Annotated in this window: 11 protein-coding genes; 5 read left to right on the forward strand and 6 right to left on the reverse strand. The window is 62.0% G+C overall.

Going from position 1 to position 23,652, the window contains the following annotated elements:
- Nucleotides 1–135 precede the first annotated feature (135 nt).
- The 4 genes from FGE05_RS12135 to FGE05_RS12150 all read left to right on the forward strand — a co-directional run bounded on the left by FGE05_RS12135 (nucleotide 136) and on the right by FGE05_RS12150 (nucleotide 15,140).
- Complete coding sequence (locus tag FGE05_RS12135; RefSeq protein ID WP_139645176.1) at nucleotides 136–3,267, forward strand: hypothetical protein; 3,132 nt, start codon at nucleotides 136–138, stop codon at nucleotides 3,265–3,267.
- 36 nt (nucleotides 3,268–3,303) lie between these two features.
- Nucleotides 3,304–6,879: a Tc toxin subunit A gene (locus FGE05_RS12140; RefSeq protein ID WP_139645179.1), complete on the forward strand. Its 3,576-nt coding sequence runs from the start codon at nucleotides 3,304–3,306 to the stop codon at nucleotides 6,877–6,879.
- Between the two features lie 69 nt (nucleotides 6,880–6,948).
- Nucleotides 6,949–11,085 (forward strand): neuraminidase-like domain-containing protein, encoded by a 4,137-nt coding sequence (locus FGE05_RS12145; RefSeq protein ID WP_139645181.1) that lies wholly within the window; start codon nucleotides 6,949–6,951, stop codon nucleotides 11,083–11,085.
- On the forward strand, nucleotides 11,082–15,140 hold the full coding sequence (locus FGE05_RS12150; RefSeq protein ID WP_139645182.1) for a hypothetical protein: 4,059 nt from the start codon (nucleotides 11,082–11,084) through the stop codon (nucleotides 15,138–15,140). Before FGE05_RS12145 ends, FGE05_RS12150 begins: the two co-directional genes overlap by 4 nt.
- Nucleotide 15,141: 1 nt before the next feature.
- Here FGE05_RS12150 and FGE05_RS12155 read toward each other — a convergent pair whose 3' ends face one another.
- The 6 genes from FGE05_RS12155 to FGE05_RS12180 all read right to left on the reverse strand — a co-directional run bounded on the left by FGE05_RS12155 (nucleotide 15,142) and on the right by FGE05_RS12180 (nucleotide 22,022).
- Nucleotides 15,142–16,473, reverse strand: coding sequence for a DUF58 domain-containing protein (locus tag FGE05_RS12155; RefSeq protein ID WP_139645185.1), 1,332 nt, complete (start codon nucleotides 16,471–16,473; stop codon nucleotides 15,142–15,144).
- A 163-nt stretch (nucleotides 16,474–16,636) separates the two neighbouring features.
- Complete coding sequence (locus FGE05_RS12160) at nucleotides 16,637–17,641, reverse strand: MoxR family ATPase (RefSeq protein WP_041022935.1); 1,005 nt, start codon at nucleotides 17,639–17,641, stop codon at nucleotides 16,637–16,639.
- Nucleotides 17,638–18,804, reverse strand: a complete 1,167-nt coding sequence (locus FGE05_RS12165) for a DUF4350 domain-containing protein (protein WP_139645187.1) — start codon at nucleotides 18,802–18,804, stop codon at nucleotides 17,638–17,640. The genes FGE05_RS12160 and FGE05_RS12165 overlap by 4 nt, the downstream gene beginning before the upstream one ends.
- Nucleotides 18,801–20,339: a DUF4129 domain-containing protein gene (locus FGE05_RS12170; protein WP_139645189.1), complete on the reverse strand. Its 1,539-nt coding sequence runs from the start codon at nucleotides 20,337–20,339 to the stop codon at nucleotides 18,801–18,803. Before FGE05_RS12170 ends, FGE05_RS12165 begins: the two co-directional genes overlap by 4 nt.
- On the reverse strand, nucleotides 20,326–21,300 hold the full coding sequence (locus FGE05_RS12175; RefSeq protein ID WP_139645191.1) for a stage II sporulation protein M: 975 nt from the start codon (nucleotides 21,298–21,300) through the stop codon (nucleotides 20,326–20,328). The genes FGE05_RS12170 and FGE05_RS12175 overlap by 14 nt, the downstream gene beginning before the upstream one ends.
- On the reverse strand, nucleotides 21,297–22,022 hold the full coding sequence (locus FGE05_RS12180) for an RDD family protein (protein WP_139645193.1): 726 nt from the start codon (nucleotides 22,020–22,022) through the stop codon (nucleotides 21,297–21,299). Before FGE05_RS12180 ends, FGE05_RS12175 begins: the two co-directional genes overlap by 4 nt.
- 185 nt (nucleotides 22,023–22,207) lie before the next feature.
- Between FGE05_RS12180 and sbcB the strand changes: the two genes are divergently transcribed.
- Complete coding sequence (sbcB, locus tag FGE05_RS12185; protein ID WP_139645195.1) at nucleotides 22,208–23,635, forward strand: exodeoxyribonuclease I; 1,428 nt, start codon at nucleotides 22,208–22,210, stop codon at nucleotides 23,633–23,635.
- Nucleotides 23,636–23,652 lie beyond the last annotated feature (17 nt).

The raw sequence follows: 23,652 nt of genomic DNA on the forward strand, positions 1-23,652 counted from the left end.
TCTGACACCACGTCCCACCACTCGTCGTCACTGTCGAACCTGACAGGTGCCAGCCACGACGGGTTTGTCATTCACTACTTCCCCAGAGCCCGTTCTGCGATTGCTATCCATCGCCATTTTTCTTGGGAGTGAGACATGACCACTGACGACGATTCCGAACAGAACGGCCTCGAACCTGCGGTACAGAAGGAGGGCGTCATTGAAACGGGTGAGTCTCATGGGACAAAGACCATAAGGGCTGCAAAGGATGGTTATTGGGCAGACCTCGAAGTGGAGTACACATGGTTTCCTACCGGTAGGTTATTCACTGTAGAGACACAGCGATTTCGGGCAAGCGGCAACGGCCGAAACGAGGGGAATATTAAACTCAAGCTTGTTTCGGACGGTGCGGGCGATACGGGTTGGGATGAACTAACGAAAAATGCGACCCAAGATGACGAGTGGCATTCGTTTGTCCATTCGCGTTCTGTAGCGGGTAATGCTAAGGATGCGGTTATACACTTCAATTTCATATACGACAGAAAAAATGTGGGCGACGTCAGTATGACGGGGCAAGTAAGGGTGGAGCACATTGTCCCTGCGCCATTTATCGATCCAATCAGAAATGTTAGCGCCCGTAGCGTAGTCGTTACCGGCGGGGGCGCTTTATACGCCCATGGTGCAGCGGTGTTTGTCCGCACCAGTGTCAGCGCCGACCCGTCCGAGGCAAGGGTGACGTTTGGCGGAATATGGAATGCGACTGTCAATCTCACGCCCGATGGACGACACATGACGATTGACGCTTATCAGGTGGTAAGCGGCAAACCGTCCGAAAATTCACTTGGTCAGCATATCTTTCTCGCCTATATCTCTGCACCCGACGCCAATACCGTTATGGTCACCGGTGATAGCTTCCGTGGATTCGGTGCCCCCGGTAGCAAAGTAAAAGTGGTCAAGAGAGACAATCAAAGTTTTCAACTGGCAGCAGAAACGACTATAGGGGCAAACGATAGTTGGGCGTCGCCTTTAAATGTTGCACTACCCAGTGGACCTGTCGCAGTGGTGGCGATATTCGAGTTAACAGGTTTCCCCCGAGTCGTTTCAGCACCCGTTACCTATAACGTATTAGGTGCCCCGGCGATCACAGGTCCCGCCGCCAATAGCATTCAGGCACAAACCTTTAACCTCAGCGGTAACAACGCACTCAAAGGTGCAACGGTGACAGTCTATCGCGATCCGTCGGAAACCAGTGTGGGTCACACGCTGGTCACGCAGGACAATGGTAGTTGGAGTGCAGACGTGACCGTGGCGGCGGGGCCTACCTCGCTGGCTGCCTTGCAAACATTGAACGGGAAGGACTCGGGTCGTAGTTCGCCTAGAGCGTTCAAGATAAAACCGCCGAAATTGTTTGATATCCAAGTCACCTACCCCAGGCCCGGCACGGCGAAATTTTCCGGCGCCGGCCACGCCGGCGCCACGGTGGATGTTCATAAAACCGGCGTTAACGACCCGCAGGTCAGCACTGGCGTCAGTGGCGGCCAGTGGGCGGTGGAATGGTCCGATCAGCCGCCGGGAAGCTACTCGGTGGATATCCGGCAAAAACTCCCCGACGGTTCCGCCTGGATTCATTCGGATTGGAGCGACAGGCTCACGGTCACGATACCTGTGCCGATGCCGACCTTGGAGGTTCAGGTTGGCGGGGACCGCAAACCTGTGTTTTCCGGTATCGGTCACAGTTGGACGGGACAACCTGCGGCGCAGATCAAGGTGCTGCGGGTGGGCGAATCGACGCCTGCCGTGCCGACTGTCGAGGTTGCCAACAACAGGTGGTCAAGCGCTGCGACCGAAGCCTGGAATCCGGGGACTTACTCCGTCGAAGCCCGGCAGTTGTTCAATAACCTCTCTTCCGAGCCCACTTCAAAGCAATTCGTCATCCGGGCCCCGGTCCCCACCGTGGAGGTTCGCCAGGACGGCCTGACCCCACGCTTCTCCGGCACCTGCCTGAATGGTGCGCAGGTGCAGCTTCAGTTCGATGGGGACTCGAACTCCCCCTATGCCGCGCAAGTGAACGGTGCCACTTGGAGCTTCACCCGGCAGGAGCCCTTCATGCCCGGCACTTATACCGCCAGGGTCACGCAGTCCTTCGGCGGCCAGATCTCGGATGAGGTGTCCCAACCGTTCGAGGTCGTCGTGTTGCGACCGGTCATCACCTCACCGGTGAATGATGAAGAGGTGGATCACAACCCGATCATCCAGGGCACGGGTGGTATCCCTGGGGCTTTGATGCGCGTGTTTGATTTTGTATCAGAAACCCTTCTCGGCGAAGCCGAGGTCACCGGCAACGCATGGTCGGTGCCCATTACCGAGGACCTTGCGTTTGACGATCACAAGGTTTACGCGGTCCAGCAATACGGCGAGTTTCCGTCCGAGGCCAGCGAGCCAGTCAGCTTCAAGGTGATCCTGTTTCCCCCCACCATCGACCATCCCCAGCCGGGCGATGCCATTGCCCGGGTTTCGGTCATTGATGGCTATGCCCGCAAAGTGTCCGGGCTGGACACGGCCACCGTCGAGTTGTGGCTCGACGGGGCGGACGAGCCGTTGGCGACGGTCCGGGCCAGAGGCAACGATGGCTACTGGTTCTATGACGCGCACCTGCCGGTGGGCACCTATACGCTGCGTGCCAAGCAGTTCTTCAAGGACAAGGACTCCGATTTCAGCCCCGACCATGCCTTCACCGCCGTGCCGGCCATCCCGGTCATCGAGTCGCCGGCACTGCAGCAGCACCTCGGCGCAACGGTGACGATTTCCGGGCATGGCTTCACCGGCGACTGGGTCGAAGTGGCCTGGAGCGATGCACCCGACACGGTGCTGGGCAGGGTGCAGGTGCAGGCGAACCGGACCTGGTCGATGCCCCTGGCTGTCGAGCGTCCAGCCGGTCCTCATTCATTGATCGTGCAGCAGGAGTGCGACGGGTACAGCTCCGGGTGGAGCGCGCCCCATGAGGTGCTGTTGCTGTCCGGGGCTCCAACCTTCACGACGCCGGAAGCGGGGCAGTGGTTCGCGGGTACGGCGTTCTTCGAAGGTACCGGTGAGAGCGGCAAGCGCGTTGAGGTGTCGCACTGGTTCGATGCCCGGCAGGTGATCGCCCCGGACCTTGCGGTGGCCGACGGCACTTGGGCGGGCTCGCCCCGGGAGCCATTGACGCCTGGCCCGCACTGGGTGAAGGCGCGGCAAGCCGGGTCGGACTGGGGAGAAAGCCCGCGTTTTGACGTGGCCCCGGAGCTGTAGCCACTTCGTCTTCAATACTTGAAACGGAGCACTGCGATGAAAGATTCTCCGGCGCAAATCGCCAGTCGTTTTTGCGAACAGCTCCTGGCGGGGCGACGGTCCGAGCCTCTGTCCGACCTTGGGCAGTATTTCGCGGCGGGTGGCTCGGTGTGTGCCCTGGCACGTAAAGGGGCATCCGGGCTGGTGAACGAGTACGGGCTGGAACCCGAAGATGCCCAGGCGCTTACCTTACGCCTCAACGGCTTGGCAACGTGGGTGCTGCGCGGCTTCATCGAAGATCAACTGACCCGTCAGGAGCCGCTTCCTTCTCACCTGCGCCAAGGCCTGCTGGCGTTGGTCCCGGGGCCCACCTATGAAGAGCTGTTCAAGCCCAACTTCAGTAATAAATGCCCGGCGGACGCGATCGAAGCCATCCATTCGCCCGTGGCCTATGCGGTGTGGCTCAAGCACTGGTCCGAGCGCCGCCTCATCCCTTCCGAAAACGAGAATGCTTACGCGCTCGCCCTGCGCCGCAAGGACTTGGGACTGCTGCGCGTCGACCCGGTGACGACATATCGGGTGGTGTCATCGGTAGAGGTGGTCAGCGCCGTGCTGGAAAAGTCCATCGAAGACTCCCTGAGTGAGGGCGTCGATCTGGATGAGATGCTGAGTCGCCGACGCTATCCCAATGGGCTGCCTTATCACCACCCGTGGGTCACGCTGGATGAGTGGACCCGGGACCTGAAACTGTCCATTGGCCGTATCGTGCAGCTGTGCGATCCAGCGTTTCCCTATTTCCTGCGGGCGCTGCCCTGGGGTGGCAACAGCGGCGCAGCCCTGACCCAGGCGGCCCGGCTCAGCCCGGTGTTGCGGCAGCTCATGGTGGAAGAGTCGCTTTTCCCCGAGGGGGACACCGATGACTGGTTCAAGGAGAACTTCGGGGCGCGAGGCATTGAGCCGCAGAACCTGAACCAGACGGCGTTTTTCAACCAGCGGACCAAACTGACTCAGCGTGGGCTGGAAGCCTTGCTCTCGGTCGAGTCGTTTGCCCCTTCGCTGTCCGACCATGTGCTGATACTCGATACAGTGATTACCCCCGGACATGCGGGCTCGGTGTTCGTCAACAATGGGTTGGCGGATGACTCGATGAGCATCACCTATGGCGGCGATGCCAGCACCAATAGAATCATCGGGCTCATTGAAGACGTGACCTTCAATGACAGAATCGATCGGCTCAACCGCAAGATCCGACTGGACAACGCGTTGCAATTGCCCAGCCATGAAACCGATGCACTGCTGACAGCGATCATCGGTGCCGAGCTGAATCCCGAGGCACGGGTGGGTGGCACGTCAGCCACGGAACCGCCCGATTACTGGATGACGAGCAGCACTGTTCGGGCCCTGGGACTGTTTCAGATGTTGCGGGAAGACTACCGCTGCTCGGCGGAAGAATTCGCAGCGTTCGTTGGCGACATTTCGATTTTCGGACGGGGCACCGAGCTGTCGCAATTCGATCGGGTGTTCAACCGCGACGTGCTGTCCACACCGCCATTGCGGATGGACGACGGTGCGTTCGCGCTGGTGCCGCAGACCGAGGCCGACGCGTTGACTGTCGCGCAGATCTGCGGTGGCCTGAACATCGACCTGGCGACCTATTTCAACCTGGCCCCGTTGATCGCCAGCGCCCAGGGCCTGACGGCGCTCAAGCGGAGCCGGTCGGTACTGTCCGCGTTCTACCGCATGGCCAGGCTGCCGCAGTTGTTGGGGATCGCGCCGAATGTGGCGGTGGAGATCCTCACCCGGTTGAGCGGCGAAGCCGGGCTCGCTGCGCTGCTGGGCTCGCCGGCGATCAACGCCCGCGCTGATTCGGAGTCACCGGACGCCTTGACCCAGATCCAGAGCCTGGAGGGGTGGGTGCGCTGGTGCGCCAATAGTAACCTGGACGTGGCCTGGACCCTGGCGCGCGTCAAGCCCGTGCTTGCGCCCACCGAACCCTCGGAGGCACAGACCCGGCTGTTCGATCAGATCCGTTCGCAGCTCGCGCCCGCGCTGTTTACCGAGGCCGCGTTGCGCATGGGCGGTGTCTCGCCGTTGTCCAACGACCGGCAATGGACCCAACAGTTGCTGGAGCTGGTCGATGAGCAGGGGGTGGTCATTCACCGCAGCGAATCAGCCGACCCGGCTTACGAGGATCATGCTCGGGAAGTGGTCGAGCGCGTGGTGCGGCGAGTGCTCGGTAAAGACGATCCACAGACTGTCGAACAGATCGTCGCGGTGTTGCTGAGCAGCCGTGCCGGCCAGCGTGGCGTGGTTCAGGAGAGCCTGGCGGTGTTTGGCGAACTGGCCCCGCCCCTGGCGTTGCCGGTGCTGACCTGGGCGGGCAGCACGGTGCAAGAGGTGCTGGCCTATGTGGCGGGACGCTCAACGGCGGACGTTCCGTCAGGCGCCGGTGAGGAAGATGAGCCCGGCGATTCGTTCCTTGGCATGCTCAACGGCTTTACCGGCCGCAGCGAGGTCGTGAAGGCGCTGAAACTGAGTGCGGAATTCCTGACGCTTTACCTCGTCATCGGCGATGGCGTTGAAAATGCACCCGCCAGCGCTCCCTTAACGCCCAGCGCTTTGTACTACCTGACAATCTACAACCGCGCCGTCGCGCTCAGCGAGGAGCCCGAATCACAGCTGCTCGATTACCTGCAGCGGGTCAATGAACTGCCCGGTGACCTGTCCAGCGACGGCCTCCGGCTGGTACAAGCCCATGCCGCTGAGCTGCTGGCCGAACTCTTCGGCTGGAGTGCCGAGGAAGTGCTCGCCTGCGCCAAGCGTGTCAACGGCGGGCAGGGTTACATCCGCAGCCTGCAACACCTGGACCTGTTCACACGCCTGCGTGAGTTCTCGCTCCAGAGCACCCTCGATGCGTCGACCACATTGAAAATGGGCACGTTGCTACCCGACGCGTCCTTCAGCGCCTATCGGGACTTGGCCGATCAGGTCACGGCCCGGTTGGCGGACCCCGACCGGACGTCACCCTTGTACGGCCTCCACGCCGCCGGTGATCGGGTCGAGGTCCAAAGCACGGTGGGTACTACCGAACTGGTTGCCAACAGCAATGAAACCACGCAACTGACCGTCACGGTGACCCTTGGGCAGGAGCCCCAGATGAACGTCAATGTGTATTGGGGGGCGACGCTGTGCCGTATCGAACCGCAGAAGTCCACCACCAATGAGCAGGGGCAGGCCACCGTCACGGTGCATGCCGGTCATGCTATGGGGCGCGACGTGATCAGTTACCGGCTCGACGCCCGCGAGCCGCAGCCAGCGGCGACGATCACCCTGGGCAATGATCCGTCCAGTTTCGAACTGGCGCGTCCGCAGGGCGATTTCATCATCCAGGAGGAAAAAGTCGGCGTTGACGTCACGCTGCGGGCGCTCATGTACGACAAACATGGCAACCCGGCTGCCCATGAGGCGGTGACCTGGAATCTCGATCCGCTTCTCCCCGTTGCAGGCAAGACCAATGCCGAGGGGATAACCGAGGTGACGTTCACCAGCGCGACACCGCTGGAGATTGAAGAACCAATAGTCAGGAGGGACAGCATCGATTTGGGCTTCCGCCCCATCAAATTCGTCCCCTGAAACAACGCTCCACCCAGCGCCACGGAGCTTGGCCGGTTGGCGACGACACCCAACTCACAGGAGAGGGCAATGGCTACGCAAGACATCACCCGGGCAACCGCCCTGCGCCGCGACGCGTTGATCGAATGTGCCTTGGGTATCAAGGAAATCGAAGACCATGACGCCGGCAAGGGGTACCCACCGATCAAGACCGCCGACGATCTGCTGGAGTGGCTGCGCACCGACCCCCTGGACAACCATCAGGTCAAGACGACCTGGGTCGCCGAGGCGGTCAGTTGTTTCCAGCAGTACATCCACGCCGTCTACCAGAAGCTGGAGCCCGGCTACACCCAGCGGGAGTTCGACCGCAAGGACCTGAAAGACTGGGACATCGCCAGCCAGTATCCGCTGTGGGCCGCCAGCCAGTTGCTCAAGTGCATGCCCGAAGACTACATCACCCCCTATGCGCGCATCCGCAAGACCAGCCTGTTCAGGACGCTGGAAAACAACCTCAACCAGACCCGGCTGACCACCGACTCGGTGCAGTCGGGCGTGCAGCAATACCTGCGCGCCTTTGAAGAAGTGTGCAACCTGGATGTGCTCAACGGCTATGTCGATGGGCCCGATGCCCGCCGTGCCGACTATTACCTGGTGGGCCGGGAACGGATCGCCCCCTACCGTTACTTCTGGCGCAAGGCCGACGTGCAGCTGGACGCCGACACCCAGACGATCAACCCGGCGGCATGGAGCGAGTGGCAACCGGTCGATATCCCCGCCGATGCGCAGGTGCTCGACAGTCGCCTGGTCTTTTGGGGGGGACGCTTGTGCCTGGTCTGGGCCGAATGGCGCCCGGCCTTGTTCGATGGCGACGGCGGCCTGCAAAAGCCCTACGAGCTTGAGCTGAAGGTGGCCTTCATCACGCTGGACGGAAAGTGGTCGCCGCCGATACGGCTGAATCTGTCGGCGTTCAACGAGGACGTCAGCCCGGGATGTCGGCTGGTGGCGGTGATGCTGCGCGACGACGTGGACCCGTTGTACCCCAAGGGGCGGTTGGCGGTGCATTTGACCAATGCGCGGACACTGGCTTTTCCTGAGATACCTCCCTGGCCGGTGGAGATCTACGAAACACGCGACGCACTGTTTCGCAAGGTGGCCGACGAAAAGCCGCTCATGGATCACCTGGCCATGGTCCGCTTCTCCAAGCCCACGACCCTTCAACAGCGAGTGGCCCCCGAAGGCTTTTCCAAAATGACGGAAACGGTGTCGAGTGGCGCCGATCCCCTGGTGGAAAACTTCACCCTCAAAGTGGTTGTGAGAACGGTAGGGGGTAAGCAGCACTTGTATTACCAGGCGCACTGCGCCCTGTTGATGCCCGGCAAGACAGGCGAGCCAATGGCATTTACCCTGTCGCTGCTATACCACTCGGGAGATGACGAGCCCGACGTTGTCGAGACCCACTCGGACAACGGCGGCTGGTCCTTTGCGTGGCATGGGATCGAACGGGAAAACTTCGCCAACTTGACGGCAACGTTCATCCTCAAAGGTCCGGAGAACATTGGCGAGCCTCCTCGCGACTTTGGCCAGAAGACCTTCACCTTGGACCTGAAGGGCGTTCCCACCGACCCCAGCCTGCCCGCCGTGCACAAGACCGATGCGCGGGGGGGGCAATTCCTGCACCTCAATGACTCGGGGCTGGCGCTCAAGTACGCGCGCCTGAACACCCTGATCGGCGCTGAGCTGGTGACACGCGCCAATGTGTCGATCGATGCCGTCCTCGATTGGGACACCCAGTTTCCCGACGAGCCGCCGTTGCCCGACGATTCGAACGAACCCAACGGCCCGTTCGACGGTGCCAACGGGCTGTTCTTCTGGGAACTTTTTTTTCATCTGCCTCACCTGGTGGCGACCCGGCTCAAGGACGAGGAGCGCTTCGTCGAAGCCCAACAATGGCTGCACTTCATCTTCGATCCCCAGGCGATTGCCGACACACAGGCCGAGCGGGCGGATCCGAAGCCGCGCTATTGGCGTTGCCGGCCGTTGAATGTGTCTGGTAGCGAGGGGGACGTGGGCTGCGAAGCCGACAACCCGACCGACCCTGACGCGATTGCCTATTCCACCCCCCGGCACTACCAGATGCTGATTTTTCTGGACTATGTCGCCAACCTCGTGGCCTGGGGCGACTGGTTGTACAGGCAACTGACACGGGACAGTCTGGCCGCCGCCAAGCTGCAATACCTGCGCGCCAAGAACCTGATGGGCGCCACGCCGGACATGCACACCCTCAGTCAATGGACGCCTGCCACGTTGACGGAACTGGTCGAGGAACTCGAAGACAGTGCCGCGCTCAGGGCGTTCGAGCAGGATCTGCTGCTGGATCCGGGATCGCTGCCGGTCAGGAGCCATTTTTTTGAAGACCCCGGCGTTGTCGGCGTGGAGCGTTTCCGCTTGCCGGTGAGCCAGCGCGTGTTGCAGCTCTATGAGTTACCGGCCCAGCGCATGTACAACCTGCGCCATAACCTGACCATCGACGGCAAACCGCTGTCCATCGAGTTGTTCAGCACCATCAACCCTTCGGATCTGCTCAACAACCTGGCTGCCGGCGGTGCCGGCCCCGTGCGCCCCATGGGCGGGCCTTTGCGGGTTGCGGCGTTTCGCTGGCGCACGCTGTTCGATACGGCCCTGCGGGCGACCCAATATCTGCAGGAGTGCGGCAACCAGGTGATGCGCTTGCTGGAACAACAGGACCGGGGCGAGCAAGAGTTGTTGCAACAGCGCCACCTGACCGAGTTGAGTACCTTCGTCCGGACCGTGCAGGAAGAAAATCTTGAACAACTACGGGACACGCTGGCGGCGTTGAACAGCAGTCGCACCTTGACCGCGGAGCGGCAAGCCCACTACACGAAGCTGTACAGCGAGAATATTTCCAGCAGTGAATACAAGGTTATGGAGGCCCTCGACAGCGTTAAATTGTTGACGGCGCTGAGCACCTCGATGCAAGTGGCGGGCGCTGTCATCGATGCCTTCCCCAATGTGTTCGGCCTGGCCAACGGCGGCCATCAGTTCGGCAGTGCTCCAAGAGCCCTGGCTTACGGGTTCCAGGTCGGGGCAGAGGTCGTGCGCAGCGATGCCGAGAAGGACGCGACCTCCGAAAGCTATCGGCGGCGACGCGAAGACTGGGGGTTGGCGCGGGACCAGGCCACAGCGGAGCTGGCGATGATCGACGAACAGATCAACGCGCAGAAACACGCGATGTTGGCCGCCGAGGCCAATCTGGATCAAATCGTCAAGATGAATGCCCAGGCCCAGGCACTCTATGACTTCCTGCTCACCCGAGCCACCCGCGTCGAGCTGTATCGCTGGCACCTGGGGCAATGCAAGACCTTGCACTACCAGGCCTACGACCAGGTCGTCAGCCTTTGCCTGAGTGCCCAGAGCGCGCTGCAACTGGAAACCGCCGAATTCGGCCTCAGCCACATCCGCACCGATGCGTGGCTGGATAACTATTACGGCCTGACTGCCGGCGACTCGTTGCGCCTCGATCTGCTCCGCATGGAGGCCGATCATTTGCTGCGGTACGAACGGCGCCTGGAAATCGTCAAGACCGTATCCCTGCGTCAATTGTTCGATGACAACAGCGACCGGCAGGCGGATTACTCCAGCTGGGACGAGGCGCGGGAAGGGTTGATCACCAACGGCACGTTGAACTTCAAACTGTCGCAACTGCTGTTCGACCGGGATTACCACGACCATTACTGCCGCCAGATCAACGCCGTGGACGTGACCCTGCCGACGTTGCTCGGCCCCTTTGAAAACGTCTGTGCGACGCTGACGCAGATTGGCAGCGAAACAGCCATCAAGGCGTCCCTTGAGTCGCTGGATTATCTGTATGGCGACAGCAGTCTGGCGCCGGCCGATGTGCTGCTCAATATCAGCAGCGGTGAACAGATGGCCATTTCCATCGGCCTGGATGATTTCGGCGTGGCGGCGTTGAGACCCGAAGAGGGCCTGCGCAATATCTTCGAGAACACCGGCGCCGTGTCTCGCTGGACGCTGTCCTTCCCCTGGTTCCAGGAGTGGGATCGCCAGAAGAACCAACTGGCGGCCTTGAACGACATCATCGTGAAGGTTCGCTACACCGCCAAGGTGGGCGGCCCGGCGTTTTCCCGGTACGTCCAGGGCAAAGTCAGAGCCGCCGAAAGCGCAACGCTCAAGGGGGGGCAAAGATGAACAGAGAACCGGTCAACACCAAGACCAATGTGCTCCCCAACGGACATTTCGATCTGGGCTATAACCACTGGAACAATGCCGGCGTGCCCGGGAGGTTCGATAGGAAATCAGGCGAATGGGAGGGGCAATCCATCTACTACATGTCTCTTTACGGCGGAGGAGGGATTGCCCAGATCGTACCGGCGCCGGCACCGCAATCGGCAGGGGCGCGCTACCGTTTGAGCTTCCTGTACGACAACCGTTCCGCGGACGCCGGGGTTTTCAGCCTGCGTCGGCGCGGCACTGAGGACAGCCTGGAAATCGTGCTGCCACCCTCGGACAACCGGGGGGCCGATCCTGAAACCCAGGCACTGAGCCTGACGCCGGTGACGGCGCCGATCGAGTTCGATATCGAGAGCGATGATCTGTTCGAGTTCGTCATCCTCAGCCCGTCTGAAGCCACCACGCGCCTGGACGTGATTGTCGCCCGGATCGATTTTCACCTCGAACTGGCTCCACTGGTCCTGGCCCAGATTGTCAATGACGGCCAGGTGTTTACCCCGACCGGGGAGCCCCTGCTTTACCTGTGCCATGGGGCAACCGGCGCGAAGAGTCACCAGCTGTCCTTCCGGCCCGCGCCGGACAGCCCCTGGACGGGAACCGAGGCGTTGCTGTGGAGCCAGGACAATCCACTGGACGCGGTGGTGATTACCCCCGGATGGGGCGAAAACCAATTGCTTGAAGACACTTGGCAAGTGGACTGTCCGGTGCCGGTCAGCGATGAAACGCAGCTGTTCAACCTGTCCATCTACAGCAAATACCACGCCGAGACGTATCCGATTGCAGTGTCCCTGGGGCACCATCGGTTGGTCGTCGAGAGCCATCTGAACCCGGCTCATCAACCGGTGATTGAGCATCAACAATCGGTCAAACTGGGCGTTCAGGTGAAGTCGTATTACCTCGACCTGCCCATGCCTCAACGGGAAGTGTCCTGGATGCTGGGGGATACCGTGCTGTTTCGCGGTGAAACCGACGGCGGTGGCTATGCCTGGTTCGACTTTGCCCCCGAGACCGCCGGCACGCTTTCAGTCAAGGCCAGCGTCGAGAGCCCTTTCCATGCCGAAGGCAACGCGCTGCACACCTTCAGTGTGACGGCACACGCCACGGATCCGATGAACGATGTGCGCGTGGCGTTTCCGAACATGGAGGCTGCGCCTTGGGGTGAAAAAACCGGCTATCCCGATCGCGGTGCGTCGTATCAGTTGGAAGTGTTGCTTGCCGACGACAGCCCGCTGCGCAACCGGTCTGTATGGTTGGAATGGGATGGGAAAGCCCCTGAAGAGTTGGGGGTGACGGTTTCTCCGGCGCTATTGCAGCCGGTCTCGGGCAACAGTAACCCGCTGAGATGGCGGCTGGACTGCGATGACCGCATCGACGGCGATTTCAGCTTGCGATTGGGCGCCGCCGGTTTGCTGAAACCTACCGTCAACAACGCCATGTCCCTGGCGCGCCACACTCTCAAGATTGGCCTGGTGCGTGAAGCCAACCGGGTCCCGGTGGTCGATGAGAACGATTATGTCTGGTGCATGGTGCAGGTGCTGAGCCAGGGGGACCAGCCTGTGACCGGCGTGCCCGTGGAGTGGGATAGCGCCCAGGGGCTCCAGCGGACCTGGTCCGGTGTGGACGGCTGGGCCAGCGTGATTGACCGACCTTCGGTGCACGGGCAATACACCCTCAATGCACGGGTCAACCCCCGTGAAACCGGGCAGGTGCCGGAGCATGACTTCATCATCCAGACACTGGCGACCAGCGCGTGGAAAACGGCGAGTTTCAAACTGGGTGACGTCGCGGTCGATCGGGTGGGGGCGGGTGTGGTGTGTCGCATGGGGCAGAATGATCAATTCCATCTCACGGTGACGACCGGCAGCCCGTTGCTCGGCAAGGAGGTTTCCCTGAGGTGGCGCGATCCGGCGAGCGCCCGTGCCATTGTCATCACCGGCATGGATACCCCGACCCCGGTTACCGCCGCCGGGGTGAGCTGGGCCGTGCAAGCGCTGGAGGCCGATTCCAGCGGTGTGTTTGATTTGCAGGTGATATCGGCTGACCTGGAACCGCTCGACCTGGCATTCCGATTGCTGCCCCAGGACCTGGCCCCGACGATGACGCTGGTGTTCGACCAGGCACCAAGAACCTGGGCCGCCGCCATCGATCTGTACCCCTGCATCGGTGCCATCCACGACCTGACCCTCCAGCCCGTGGATGACCTGAGCGGGTTGCATGGGTTGTTGTTTGAAACCACTGTGGCGCCAGGCCTGCCGTCAGGCTGGAATATCACCCCGCCTTTGACCGGGTCGGCGCCGATGACGGCGGGGGGCATTCGCTACCGGTGTGATTTCACCGCTACCACCGAAGTCGCCGCCCGTAGTTGGGCCGCTGAAGTCCTGGGCGTTGGCCCCTTTACGCAGCCGCCGCCCTTCGGACTGAACCTGGCCCATAACAAAGTGGTGATCGGCACGCCTTACGAGGTCGCGACGGACCCGGTCCTGAGCAAGAACGAAAGCGCACGACTGGCCCTGCGGTATGTGTCGGCTTTCACGGGCAGGCCGGCCAACGACGTGTCGGTGGAGTGGCACGATGGCGAAACCTCCCTGAGTGGCGCGGACGGTATCGCCCAGCGCGATTACCGGCCGGCGACGGCCGGTGGCAGTGAGGTCCAGGCGTTGGTCAGCAATCCCTATGACGCGAGCGAAGTCGAACACACCTTCACCGTGCACGCGTATGCAGAAGATCCCTGGCTCGACCTGAACGTACAGGGCGGTACGGGGGGCACGCAGCGTTGGGGCGAACAGACCTTCTTCCCTCGACGGGCGGAGAAGCTCGACTTGACGCTTTCGGTCGCAGAGGGCAGCCCGTTGCTCGATCAGATGCTGACGCTGGGGATCCGCGGTGCTCATGAGCTGGATACGGCCATGAATTTCGGACCGGTAGGGCTAGGGTTTCCCCGGCCATTGACCGTCAATGGTCTGCCGGTGAGTCTTGCGGCCGGTGACCGGACCGATGCGGCGTTCTATTTACAACTGTCGGCCTCGCGGCTGCTGGCACGCTCGCCGCTGAATGCTTTTTCCCTCGGCAGCCATATTCCGGTGGATGTCCTGGCGGCCACGCATCAGGACCCGACGGTGGTCGACTGGGGCGAAACATTGTCCTTTGAAATTACCCTGACCAACGCACTGACCGGTCAACCGGCCCGACATGTACAGGTGTCCTGGCGCGGCACAGACGTGGTCATGGAGGACACGACCACGTTCACCAACTTCTATGGTGTCGCACGCTTCAGTTTCGTGGCGACGGTTGACGGGCCGGGCTCCGTGACGGCCAGCGCAGTCGGTGGGACCGAGGTTGTATCGTTTGAGTATCTCGTCCATGAGGCTTGCGTGATTCAAAGCCTGACCGGTGCTGACCTCGAGGGGCTTCCGGGGGCAGAAGTCAGCGCCGAGGCCACGGTGGTCAGTGCGGCCAGCGGTGAGCCGGTTCAAGGCGTGCGGGTGCACTGGTTCTATAAGGGCGTTGTGCTGGAGCCGGTCGTTACCGATGCGAATGGCAAGGCGCGGATTACCTTTGAGTTACCGCCGAGGATAGGGCGATATTCATTGAGTGCGTCCGTGAGGGGAGAGCTGGGGTGGGAGGCGGAGTGGTTGGAGTCCAGGATATCGGCAACGGAAGATACCTGGGTGCAGGAATTTACGCTTCGGCTAGACGAACGTCCGATCAACATGGACGACCTGGCCAATTGGAGAATGGTGATCAAGGATACAAGTACCAGCATTCTGGAGTTGAGGGTCAGAAAAGATAGCAACTTGATCAACGAGACGAGTGTCACTTTGTATGGGGTTCCACCGGAGGCTCTGGGGTTACGGTTCGATCCAGCGCTGTTCGAACAACTGCCGGTGACGGGCGCTCCCTTGTCCTGGTCCATTATCCCCAAGACAGCGGCTTACGGTGAGTTTGAGTTGGAGTTCCGCAGCCTCGACTCCTATTTGCCACCACGGTGGTTGCCTTTCAAGGTGGAACATTAATTTATAGATTCCCCGCTTTTTTCCACCCCAGGTACAGCGTCACCAGCTCGGCCCCCAGCTCCCCGGGCCGGGCTTGCAGTACCGAAATACCATGGGCGCTCATTCGCTCATGCAGCTCGGCCCGCGCATTCAAATACTCCACCGTCCCGCAATAGGCCAACGCCTCCGGCAAGGTCTGCACCGGTGTCTGGCGCAGCCGATCGAGCGCTTCTTCCCGCAGGCTTGCCACCAGTACTCGATGTTGCTGGCCCAGCCGTTTGACCGCCGTCAGCAGGTCTTCGTCATCCTCATCCCGCAGATTGGTCACCAACACCACCAAGGCCCGGCGTTTCTGGCGGGTCAGCAGCTCGTTGACGGCGGCCTGGTAATCGGCGGGACGTTGGCTGCTGTCGAGGTCGTACACGGTGTTGAGCAACACGTTGAGTTGGCCCTGGCCTTTGGCCGGGGCGAGGTAGCGGGGTGGATCGCTGGCGAAGGTGCTCAGGCCCACGGCGTCACCCTGGCGCAACGCGGTGTAGCTGAGCAGCAGGCAGGCGTTGAGGGCGTGATCGAAATGCGACAGCTCATCGTCCTGGCTGCGCATGCGCCGGCCGCAATCGAGCATGAAGATGATCTGCTGGTCGCGCTCGTCCTCGTACTCCCGGGCGATGGGCGTGCGGTGGCGGGCGGTGGCCTTCCAGTCGATCTGGCGCAGGCTGTCGCCCTCGCGGAATTCGCGCAGTTGATGGAACTCCATCCCCTGGCCCCGCCGTTGGCGCTGGCGCACGCCGAGCTGGTTGAGCCAGTTGTCCACCACCAGCAACTGACCGTCGTAGAGCCTGGCGAAATCGGGATAGACGCGGATCTCATCGACCGCCTCCAGCAGGCGTTTGCCGGTCCACAGCCCCAATGGGCTGGGTAGATTGATTTCGCAGTGTTCGAAGATGAAATGGCCACGCTTGAGGGGCCGCAGGCGGTAGCCGACCTGGCTGTGCTGGCCGGGTTGAAGGTCGACCGACAACGGCAGGTATTCGAAATCCAGGCCATTGGGTATGTGATCGAAGACCTGGACGTTCAGCGGCTGATGAAAGTCGTGAGTGATTGCCAGGTGAACGTCGCTCCAGCGACCCAGCGCCAGGCTTCCGGGCATTTGCCGCTGCACCCGGGGCGACGGCAAGCGCTTGAGGCGCACGGCGTCGAGGATCGCCAGGGCCAGCAGGGCCAGCTGCAAGCCCCAATTGATCGACACGAGCGCCGATGGCACCACGATGCCCAGTGCTTGCAACGTGCCCAGCACCACGCCCAGGACCAGCAGGACTGCCAGCCAGATCAGCAGCAGGCGCGAGGGCTTCATGGGTGCATGCTCTTGAGCAGGTCCATTGTAGCGAGGGGATTTATCCCCGCTGGCTGCGAAGCAGACCCTTGCGGTGTACCAGGCAGAACCAGGGGGCTGCTGTGCAGCCCAGCGGGGATAAATCCCCTCGCCACAGAGTGCGGCGTCATCAGGAGATCCATCATCACAAACGCGGCGCCGGTACTTGGTCCAGCAGTTGTCCCAAGACCTGGTCCACCGAGAGCCCTTCGATGTCCAGCTCGGGCGCCAAGCGTACCCGGTGACGCAACACGGCCAGGGCGCAGCCCTTGATGTCATCCGGCACCACGAACTCGCCGCCACGCAGCAACGCCCGAGCCCGGGCGCAACGCACCAGCGCGATCGAGGCCCGTGGCCCGGCCCCCAGGCTCAGCCCCGGCCAGCTGCGGGTGGTGCGAGCCAATCTCACCGCATAGTCGAGCACCTGGTCGTCCATCGGCAGGTCGCTGGCGATGCGTTGCAGCGCTTGCACGTCCTTGGCCTGCAACACCGTGCGCAAGGGTTGGACATCGAGCATGTCGGCGCGGGTCGAGCGGCTGACCTGGCGCACCATGTTCATCTCCTGTTCGGCATCGGGGTAGTCCATGCGTACCTTGAGCATGAAACGGTCGAGCTCGGCTTCCGGCAGCGGGTAGGTGCCTTCCTGTTCAATGGGGTTCTGGGTGGCCAGCACCATGAAAGGCTGGGCGATGGGCAAGGCACGGCCTTCGAGGGTCACCTGGCGTTCCTGCATGGCTTCGAGCAATGCGGCCTGGGTCTTGGCCGGCGCGCGGTTGATCTCGTCCGCCAACAGAAGGTTGGTAAACACCGGCCCCTTGCGCAAATTGAACTGCTCGGTCTGCAAGTCGTACACCGCATGCCCGGTGACATCGCTGGGCATCAGGTCGGGAGTGAACTGGATGCGCGCGAACTCGCCGCTGAAGCAGCGGGCCAGGGCACGCACCAACAGTGTCTTGCCCAGGCCGGGAACCCCTTCGAGCAGTACGTGACCACCGGCGATCAACGCCGTGAGCACATCGTCGATCACCGCAGCCTGGCCGACCACTGCCTTGTGCAATTCGGTGCGGATGGCCTGGGCCAACTGACTGGCGCGCTGGCGCTGTTGGGCGGCATGGGCCTGGCTGCCGGCAGGTTCGTTCTGTTCAGTCATAAGGCATTCCTGAGGGTTTGCAGATGGGCGACCTGGCGGCAGAACTCGGCGCTGGACATGCGCTGTTTCGGCCGGGGGCTCAAGGCCTGGCTGATGGCCCGCGTGGATTGGCGGCTAAGCCGTGCGAGCACTTGCCACTGTTCGGCGACGGCCAGTTGTTCGAAGCCGGGATGACGATGCCGCGCCCGACGCAGCACGTCCTGTTGCAAGGTCAGCAGCAGATGCTGCCGACCGTTGTGTCGCAGATGGAACCCGGCGCTGGCCTGCACATGTTCTTCCAGCTGGCGCCGGGCCTTGGAGGCCGGTTGTTGCAGCGGGCCGTGGCGGATCGCCGAGCGCCAGAGCCAAAGGGCAATCAGGGCCGCCAGCGCCACCAGAGCCTGGGGAAAGTAACGCAGCAGCAGGGTCAGCAGGCTGTCGTGATCGATATTGAACAGCAACGTGACGGTGCTGTCGGCGCTCAGGTACCAGAGCAGCCAGGCGTTGTCGTACTGCTCGATCTGGTCGTTCTTCCACAGCTCGGCGTCGGTGATCACGGTGATCGAGCCCTGGCCATGGTTCAACTGCATCATGTGGGTCGACTGCGCGCTGTTGGCCCAGGCCTGGGCGAGGTTCTTCGGGTCTTCGAGGTGAAAGTCGGTGTCGAAGCCCACATAGGCGGGGGCCTCTTCATCTTCCAGGTACAACTTGGTCAGCTCGGGGTAGGGATCCTTGATCAGCTCTGGGGGCGGCTCCTTGAGGTCTTTGCTCAGGAGCTGGTGCAGTTGCACCCGGTCCAGCAGCAGGTCGCCGCTGCTACCGGTGCTGTCATCCCACAAGGCTTCGGCCACGAACAGCAGGCGGCCACCGGCCCGGGTCCAGTTCATCAACTGGTCGACCTGCCGCGGCGTCATGTTCGTCCGTTCACCCAGCAGTAACAGGGTGCGCTGGCGAGGTTCCAGGCTCGGCAGGACGTCCAGGTTGTTGGCATGCTCGACCTCCACACCCTGCCGGCGCAGGAAATGTTCGGCGGCCAGATAGGGATTGGCCTGGGCCTCGGGGGACGGGCCGTAATCGACGGTTTCCTGATAGGGCACCGCGTTCCGGTAGAGGTACATGGCCAGCGCCCCCACCAACGCGACGACAATCAGTATCGCGGCCAGCCATCCTGCGCGGCGGTTCATCGGGAGGCTCCCGTATCGAACAAGCCGCGCCAGCCATCGCACAATTCCTGCTGCAGATCCGGGGGCGGTGTGCGATGCCCGTAGGCAATGTTCTGCCAGTGCAAGGTCAGGTTCTTGCTGAATGCCAGCAGGTTTTCGTGCTGGAGCTGTTCGACGCGCAGCAGCACCTGGCCTTCGGTATCGGCCGGTTTCAAGGCAACGCCGAACTGATGGTGCAACCGGCTGAGCAAGGCCCGATACAGCAGGCCCAGGGCATCACGAGGGTCGGTGCTCCATAACTGCTCGACGCGGGTCGCCACGTCGTCGGGCAGGCTCTCTTCGCGTAGATCCAGGCCGAACATCCGCGGCGGTGCCGGTCGTTCCACCGTAGGCCGTTTGATCGGTTGGCGCTGCCCCAGGGCCTGGAAGCTTTCACGATAGCGCCAGACCAGCCAGGCAATCGCCCCCGCCAGTGTGGCCCAAAGCAAGATCTGGATCAGCGCGGCGGCAGCTTCGTAGTGCTGACGGCCCAACCATTGGAGCAGGGCCTTGAACCAGCCCGGCGTTTCCTTGGCTTCGGTGGGTTCGGAGGTGTCCTCGCCGAAACGATAGCGGGTGACCGTTTGCGGGTTCTTGAACGGTGGGGCTTCGAGGATCGCCTTGATGCTGTCCCTGGAGGCCTCGCTGGTGAGGGGTTGGTTGAGCAACCGCGGGCTGTCGGGGGCGATGCTGTCTTCGTCGGCCCAGGCCGGGGGCGCCGGCGGCAGCAGGAGCAGCGCCAGCAGCATCAGCACAGGGGCTGCGCTGCTCAGGCGCTGGCGCAGTCTCCGGAACACCAGTTCGATGTCCCAGGCCTCGAGGATCGTGCGCCGGTTCAGGTAGAGGCTGAAACCGCAGGCGACGTACACCGGCTCCCAGACGATCAGCAGCAGGGGATACAGGACGTTGACCAGGTGCTCGAACCACAACCAGTCGTGCTCGGTCGTCGTGACCAGCTTCTGCCAATCCCAGTCCAGTTCGACCTGTTGCGGTACGAACATATAGAACAGGGCCATCAGGCCGAACCACAAGACGGTCTCCAGGTGCACGCCGATCACGGTCAGCCATCGCGCCGCGCGGCCGTTGCGTTGCAGCAACACTTGCAAGCGTAGCGCTCGCGCATTACCGGCGAGGCCTTCGAGTTGCACCACCGGCATCAGGAAACTACGGCTCAGGCTCAACCGCCGCCAGGTCAGGCTGGCGAACAACTGCGGTTTGAGCACTGCAGGCCACTGTCGCAAGGCCTGCTTCAGGGTCGGTGTTTCGCCAAACAGTGCCTTGGACAGGATGTACAGCGGCAAGCGGTCGAAGGCCGGTTTCAACCACCAGAACACCAGCACCACCAGGGACGGTGAGTCCCACAGCAACAGGCACAGCAGGGCGTAGACCGGCAGCGTGACCATGGCCCAGCTGGTCATCAACAGGCGTCGGTGCTGCTGGCTCATCAGCACGCCCAGGTCCATGGCTTCCCAGGTGGTACGGGGACGGATGGCGACGGTGGCATCACTCAGCCGCATGGTGTATCCGTCCGGCAAACAGCAGGTAACTGACCACCAGCAGCCACAGCAAGGCGCCGACCGTGTATTTGACGGTCGGCGTCACGGTGCTGGAGGACCAATACGCTTCGATGAACGCGGCGAGGAACAGGAACAGCATGACCCCGCCGATCATCGACACGCTTTTACCTGCGGCGAGCCGCAGGGCTTCGCCCCGGGTTAGGCGTCCCGGCGCGATCAATGCCCAGCCTAGTTGCAGGCCCGCGGCGCCGGCCAGGGTGATGGCGGTGAGTTCGAAGGCGCCATGCCCGATCACGAACGACCAGAACGTGCCTCCGGAACCAATCTGGGTCAGGTACCCGGCGACTGCGCCGATGGTCAGACCGTTGAAGAACAGGAAGAACGCACTGCCCAGGCCAAACATCATGCCGCTGGCAAACGTCTGAAAAGCGATGCCGATGTTATGCATGATGTAGTAGCCGAACATGGCCCAGTCTTCGCTGGCCGCCCGTTCGATCGAGCGCCCCAGGTGGCCGGCGGTGGGGTCGTACATGCTGCGGATCTGGCTGACCTCTTCGGCGTCCAGCACGCTGTAGACAAGGTCTGGAACCAGGTAAACCAGCAGCCCGATGCCGACCAGGCTGCCGAGGAACATCAGGCTGGCAGCCAGTACGAACCGCCACTGTTCACGGACCAGCCGGGGGAAACCGGCCAGGATGAACGCCGAAAGGCTGGCCGACGGCCGGCTGCGGTCACGGTAGAGCTGCTGGTGACCGCGCAGCGCAAGTTGTTGCAGGGTATCGACCAGCAGGCTGCTGTAGCCCCGCGCCTGGGCCAGCGCCAGATGCTGGCAGAGCCGGCGGTAGGCTTGGGGGAAATCGCTGCTCTGGGGCACATTGCGGCTGCGCTCCAGTTGATCGAGCTGCCGGGACAGCTGTTCCCACGCTTCCTGATGACGGTTCTCGAACAGGCTTTGCTTCATGTCGGCCCCAGCAGGCCGCGGGCGATACCATTGAGCTCGGCCACGGCTCGCGGTGGCTGGACATTCAGTGGTGCCGCCAGGATGGCCGCCAGTTCGTTGACCCTGGCCTCGGAAAGTTCGGCCTGACGCTCGGCGAAACCCAGCACCGCGCGTTGCTCGTTCAGGCTCAGGACAAAGGGCGGGCGTACCGGCAGTGCCGATGGCAAGGCAGGGCGCTTGATCGGTTGCTCGCGATACACCACCAGCGTGCCGGCCGCCAGGTCGCCCAGGCGTTTGAACGCCGGATGCTGCAGGCAACTGATCGCCCCGAAGGTGTAGCCGAAGGGCAGCATGTCGACGAAACGCAGCAGGTTGCGGATCAGCGAGGCGGACCAGCCGATGGGACGACCGTCGTCCTGGACCACCCGCAACCCCATCATTTGTTTGCCGGGAGAGCAGCCCTGGCGCAGTACCTCGAACAGCACCATGTACCACCAGCTGACCACGAACAGCAGGATGGAACCGAGGCCGATACCCAGGTCACCGAAAAATGCGAGGATGCCGAACAGAAAACCCAGGATCAGCCCCCGTATCCCCAGGTCGATGGCAAAAGCCAGCGCGCGGGGCATCAACCCTGCCGGGCGCAGTGGCAGGTCGATGCCTTCGGGCGTCTCGACCTGATACCGCGTGTCCAGTGGCGGGGGCAGCGTCGCGGTCCTTTGCAGTGCTGGTGTCTCGAGCATGGGCAACCTGAGTGATGGGCCGGTTCGAACATTCAATCCCGGCAGATGCTAGCAGCCTTCGTGCGGGCAAACGATACAACTGTGTATGTCATTTTATGGATCGTGACGTGATTCAATCCGTCGCCCCCTGGCCGAAGCCGGGTGGGACCCCTAGACTTCGCCAGTCTTTTGCTCAGGAACAGCCCGTGACCTCCATCTTCTGGTACGACTACGAAACCACCGGCATCGATCCCCGTTGCGACCGGCCCTTGCAGGTGGCGGGCATCCGTACCGATTTCGAGCTCAACGAAATCGACGAACCGGTGAACCTGTATTGCCGGCCGAGCGATGACATCCTGCCCCATCCGGCGGCTTGTGCGATCACCGGCATCACCCCGACATGCCTGGCTGAAAAAGGCTTGAGCGAAGCCGATTTCATGACCCGTGTCCACCAGCAACTGGCCGCGCCCGGTACCTGTGGCGCCGGCTATAACACCCTGCGTTTCGACGATGAAATGACCCGCTACAGCCTCTATCGGAATTTTTTCGACCCGTATGCGCGGGAATGGCAGGGTGGCAACAGCCGTTGGGACTTGATCGATCTGGTACGCGCGGCCTATGCGCTGCGCCCCGATGGTATTGCCTGGCCGCAAGAAGATGGCCGGGTCACCCTCAAGCTCGAGCGCCTGACCGCCGCCAATGGCATCGACCATGGCCAGGCCCATGATGCGTTGTCGGACGTGCGCGCAACGATTGCCCTGGCCCGCCTGATCCGCCAGAAGCAGCCACGGCTCTACGACTGGCTGTTCCAGTTGCGCAGCAAGCAGAAGGTGATGGACCAGATCCGCCTGTTGCAGCCCATGGTGCATGTTTCCGGGCGTTTCTCGGCCGCTCGAAATTATATCGGTGTGGTTTTGCCGCTGGCCTGGCATCCGAAGAACCGCAATGCCCTGATTGTCTGCGACCTGCACCTGGATCCCCAAGGCTTGTTGGACCACGATGCGGACTTCTTGCGGCAACGTTTATATACCCGCCGCGACGAACTGCTCGAGGGAGAGTTGCCTGTGCCCCTCAAACTCATTCATATCAACAAATGTCCGGTGGTCGCGCCGCTGTCGGTGCTGCGTGCCGAGGACCGGCAGCGACTGCAACTGGACATGGATGGACTGCAGCAACGGGCGTTGCAACTGAGTGATGCCCAGCAAGTTTGGCAGGATAAACTTCAGGCTATTTATGGTCGCGAGGATTTCACGGCCAGCGAGGACCCCGAGCAACAGTTATACACAGGCTTCCTCGGTGATCGCGATCGGCGTTTATGTGAACAAGTCCGCATGGCAGACCCGGCTCATTTGGCGCAAGAGCGCTGGCCTTTCGATGATGAACGTTTGCCGGAATTATTGTTCCGATATCGCGCACGTAACTTTCCAGATACGTTGAACGCCGAAGAGCAGGGGCGCTGGAAGCTGTTCTGTCAGCAACGCCTGTCATCACAGCAATGGGGCGCACCCAATACCCTGGAAAGTTTTGATGAGGCGATGGGAGAGTGGCTGGCGCTTTCCACGCCATTGCAGCGAGAGGTGCTTCTGGAGTGGCAAGGTTATAGCCAGCAACTGCGCAAACGTTTAAGCCTTTGAACGGCAATGCAGTGAAA

This window comes from Pseudomonas sp. ICMP22404 (assembly GCF_006227205.1).
In the GTDB taxonomy this organism is placed as follows: Bacteria; Pseudomonadota; Gammaproteobacteria; order Pseudomonadales; family Pseudomonadaceae; genus Aquipseudomonas.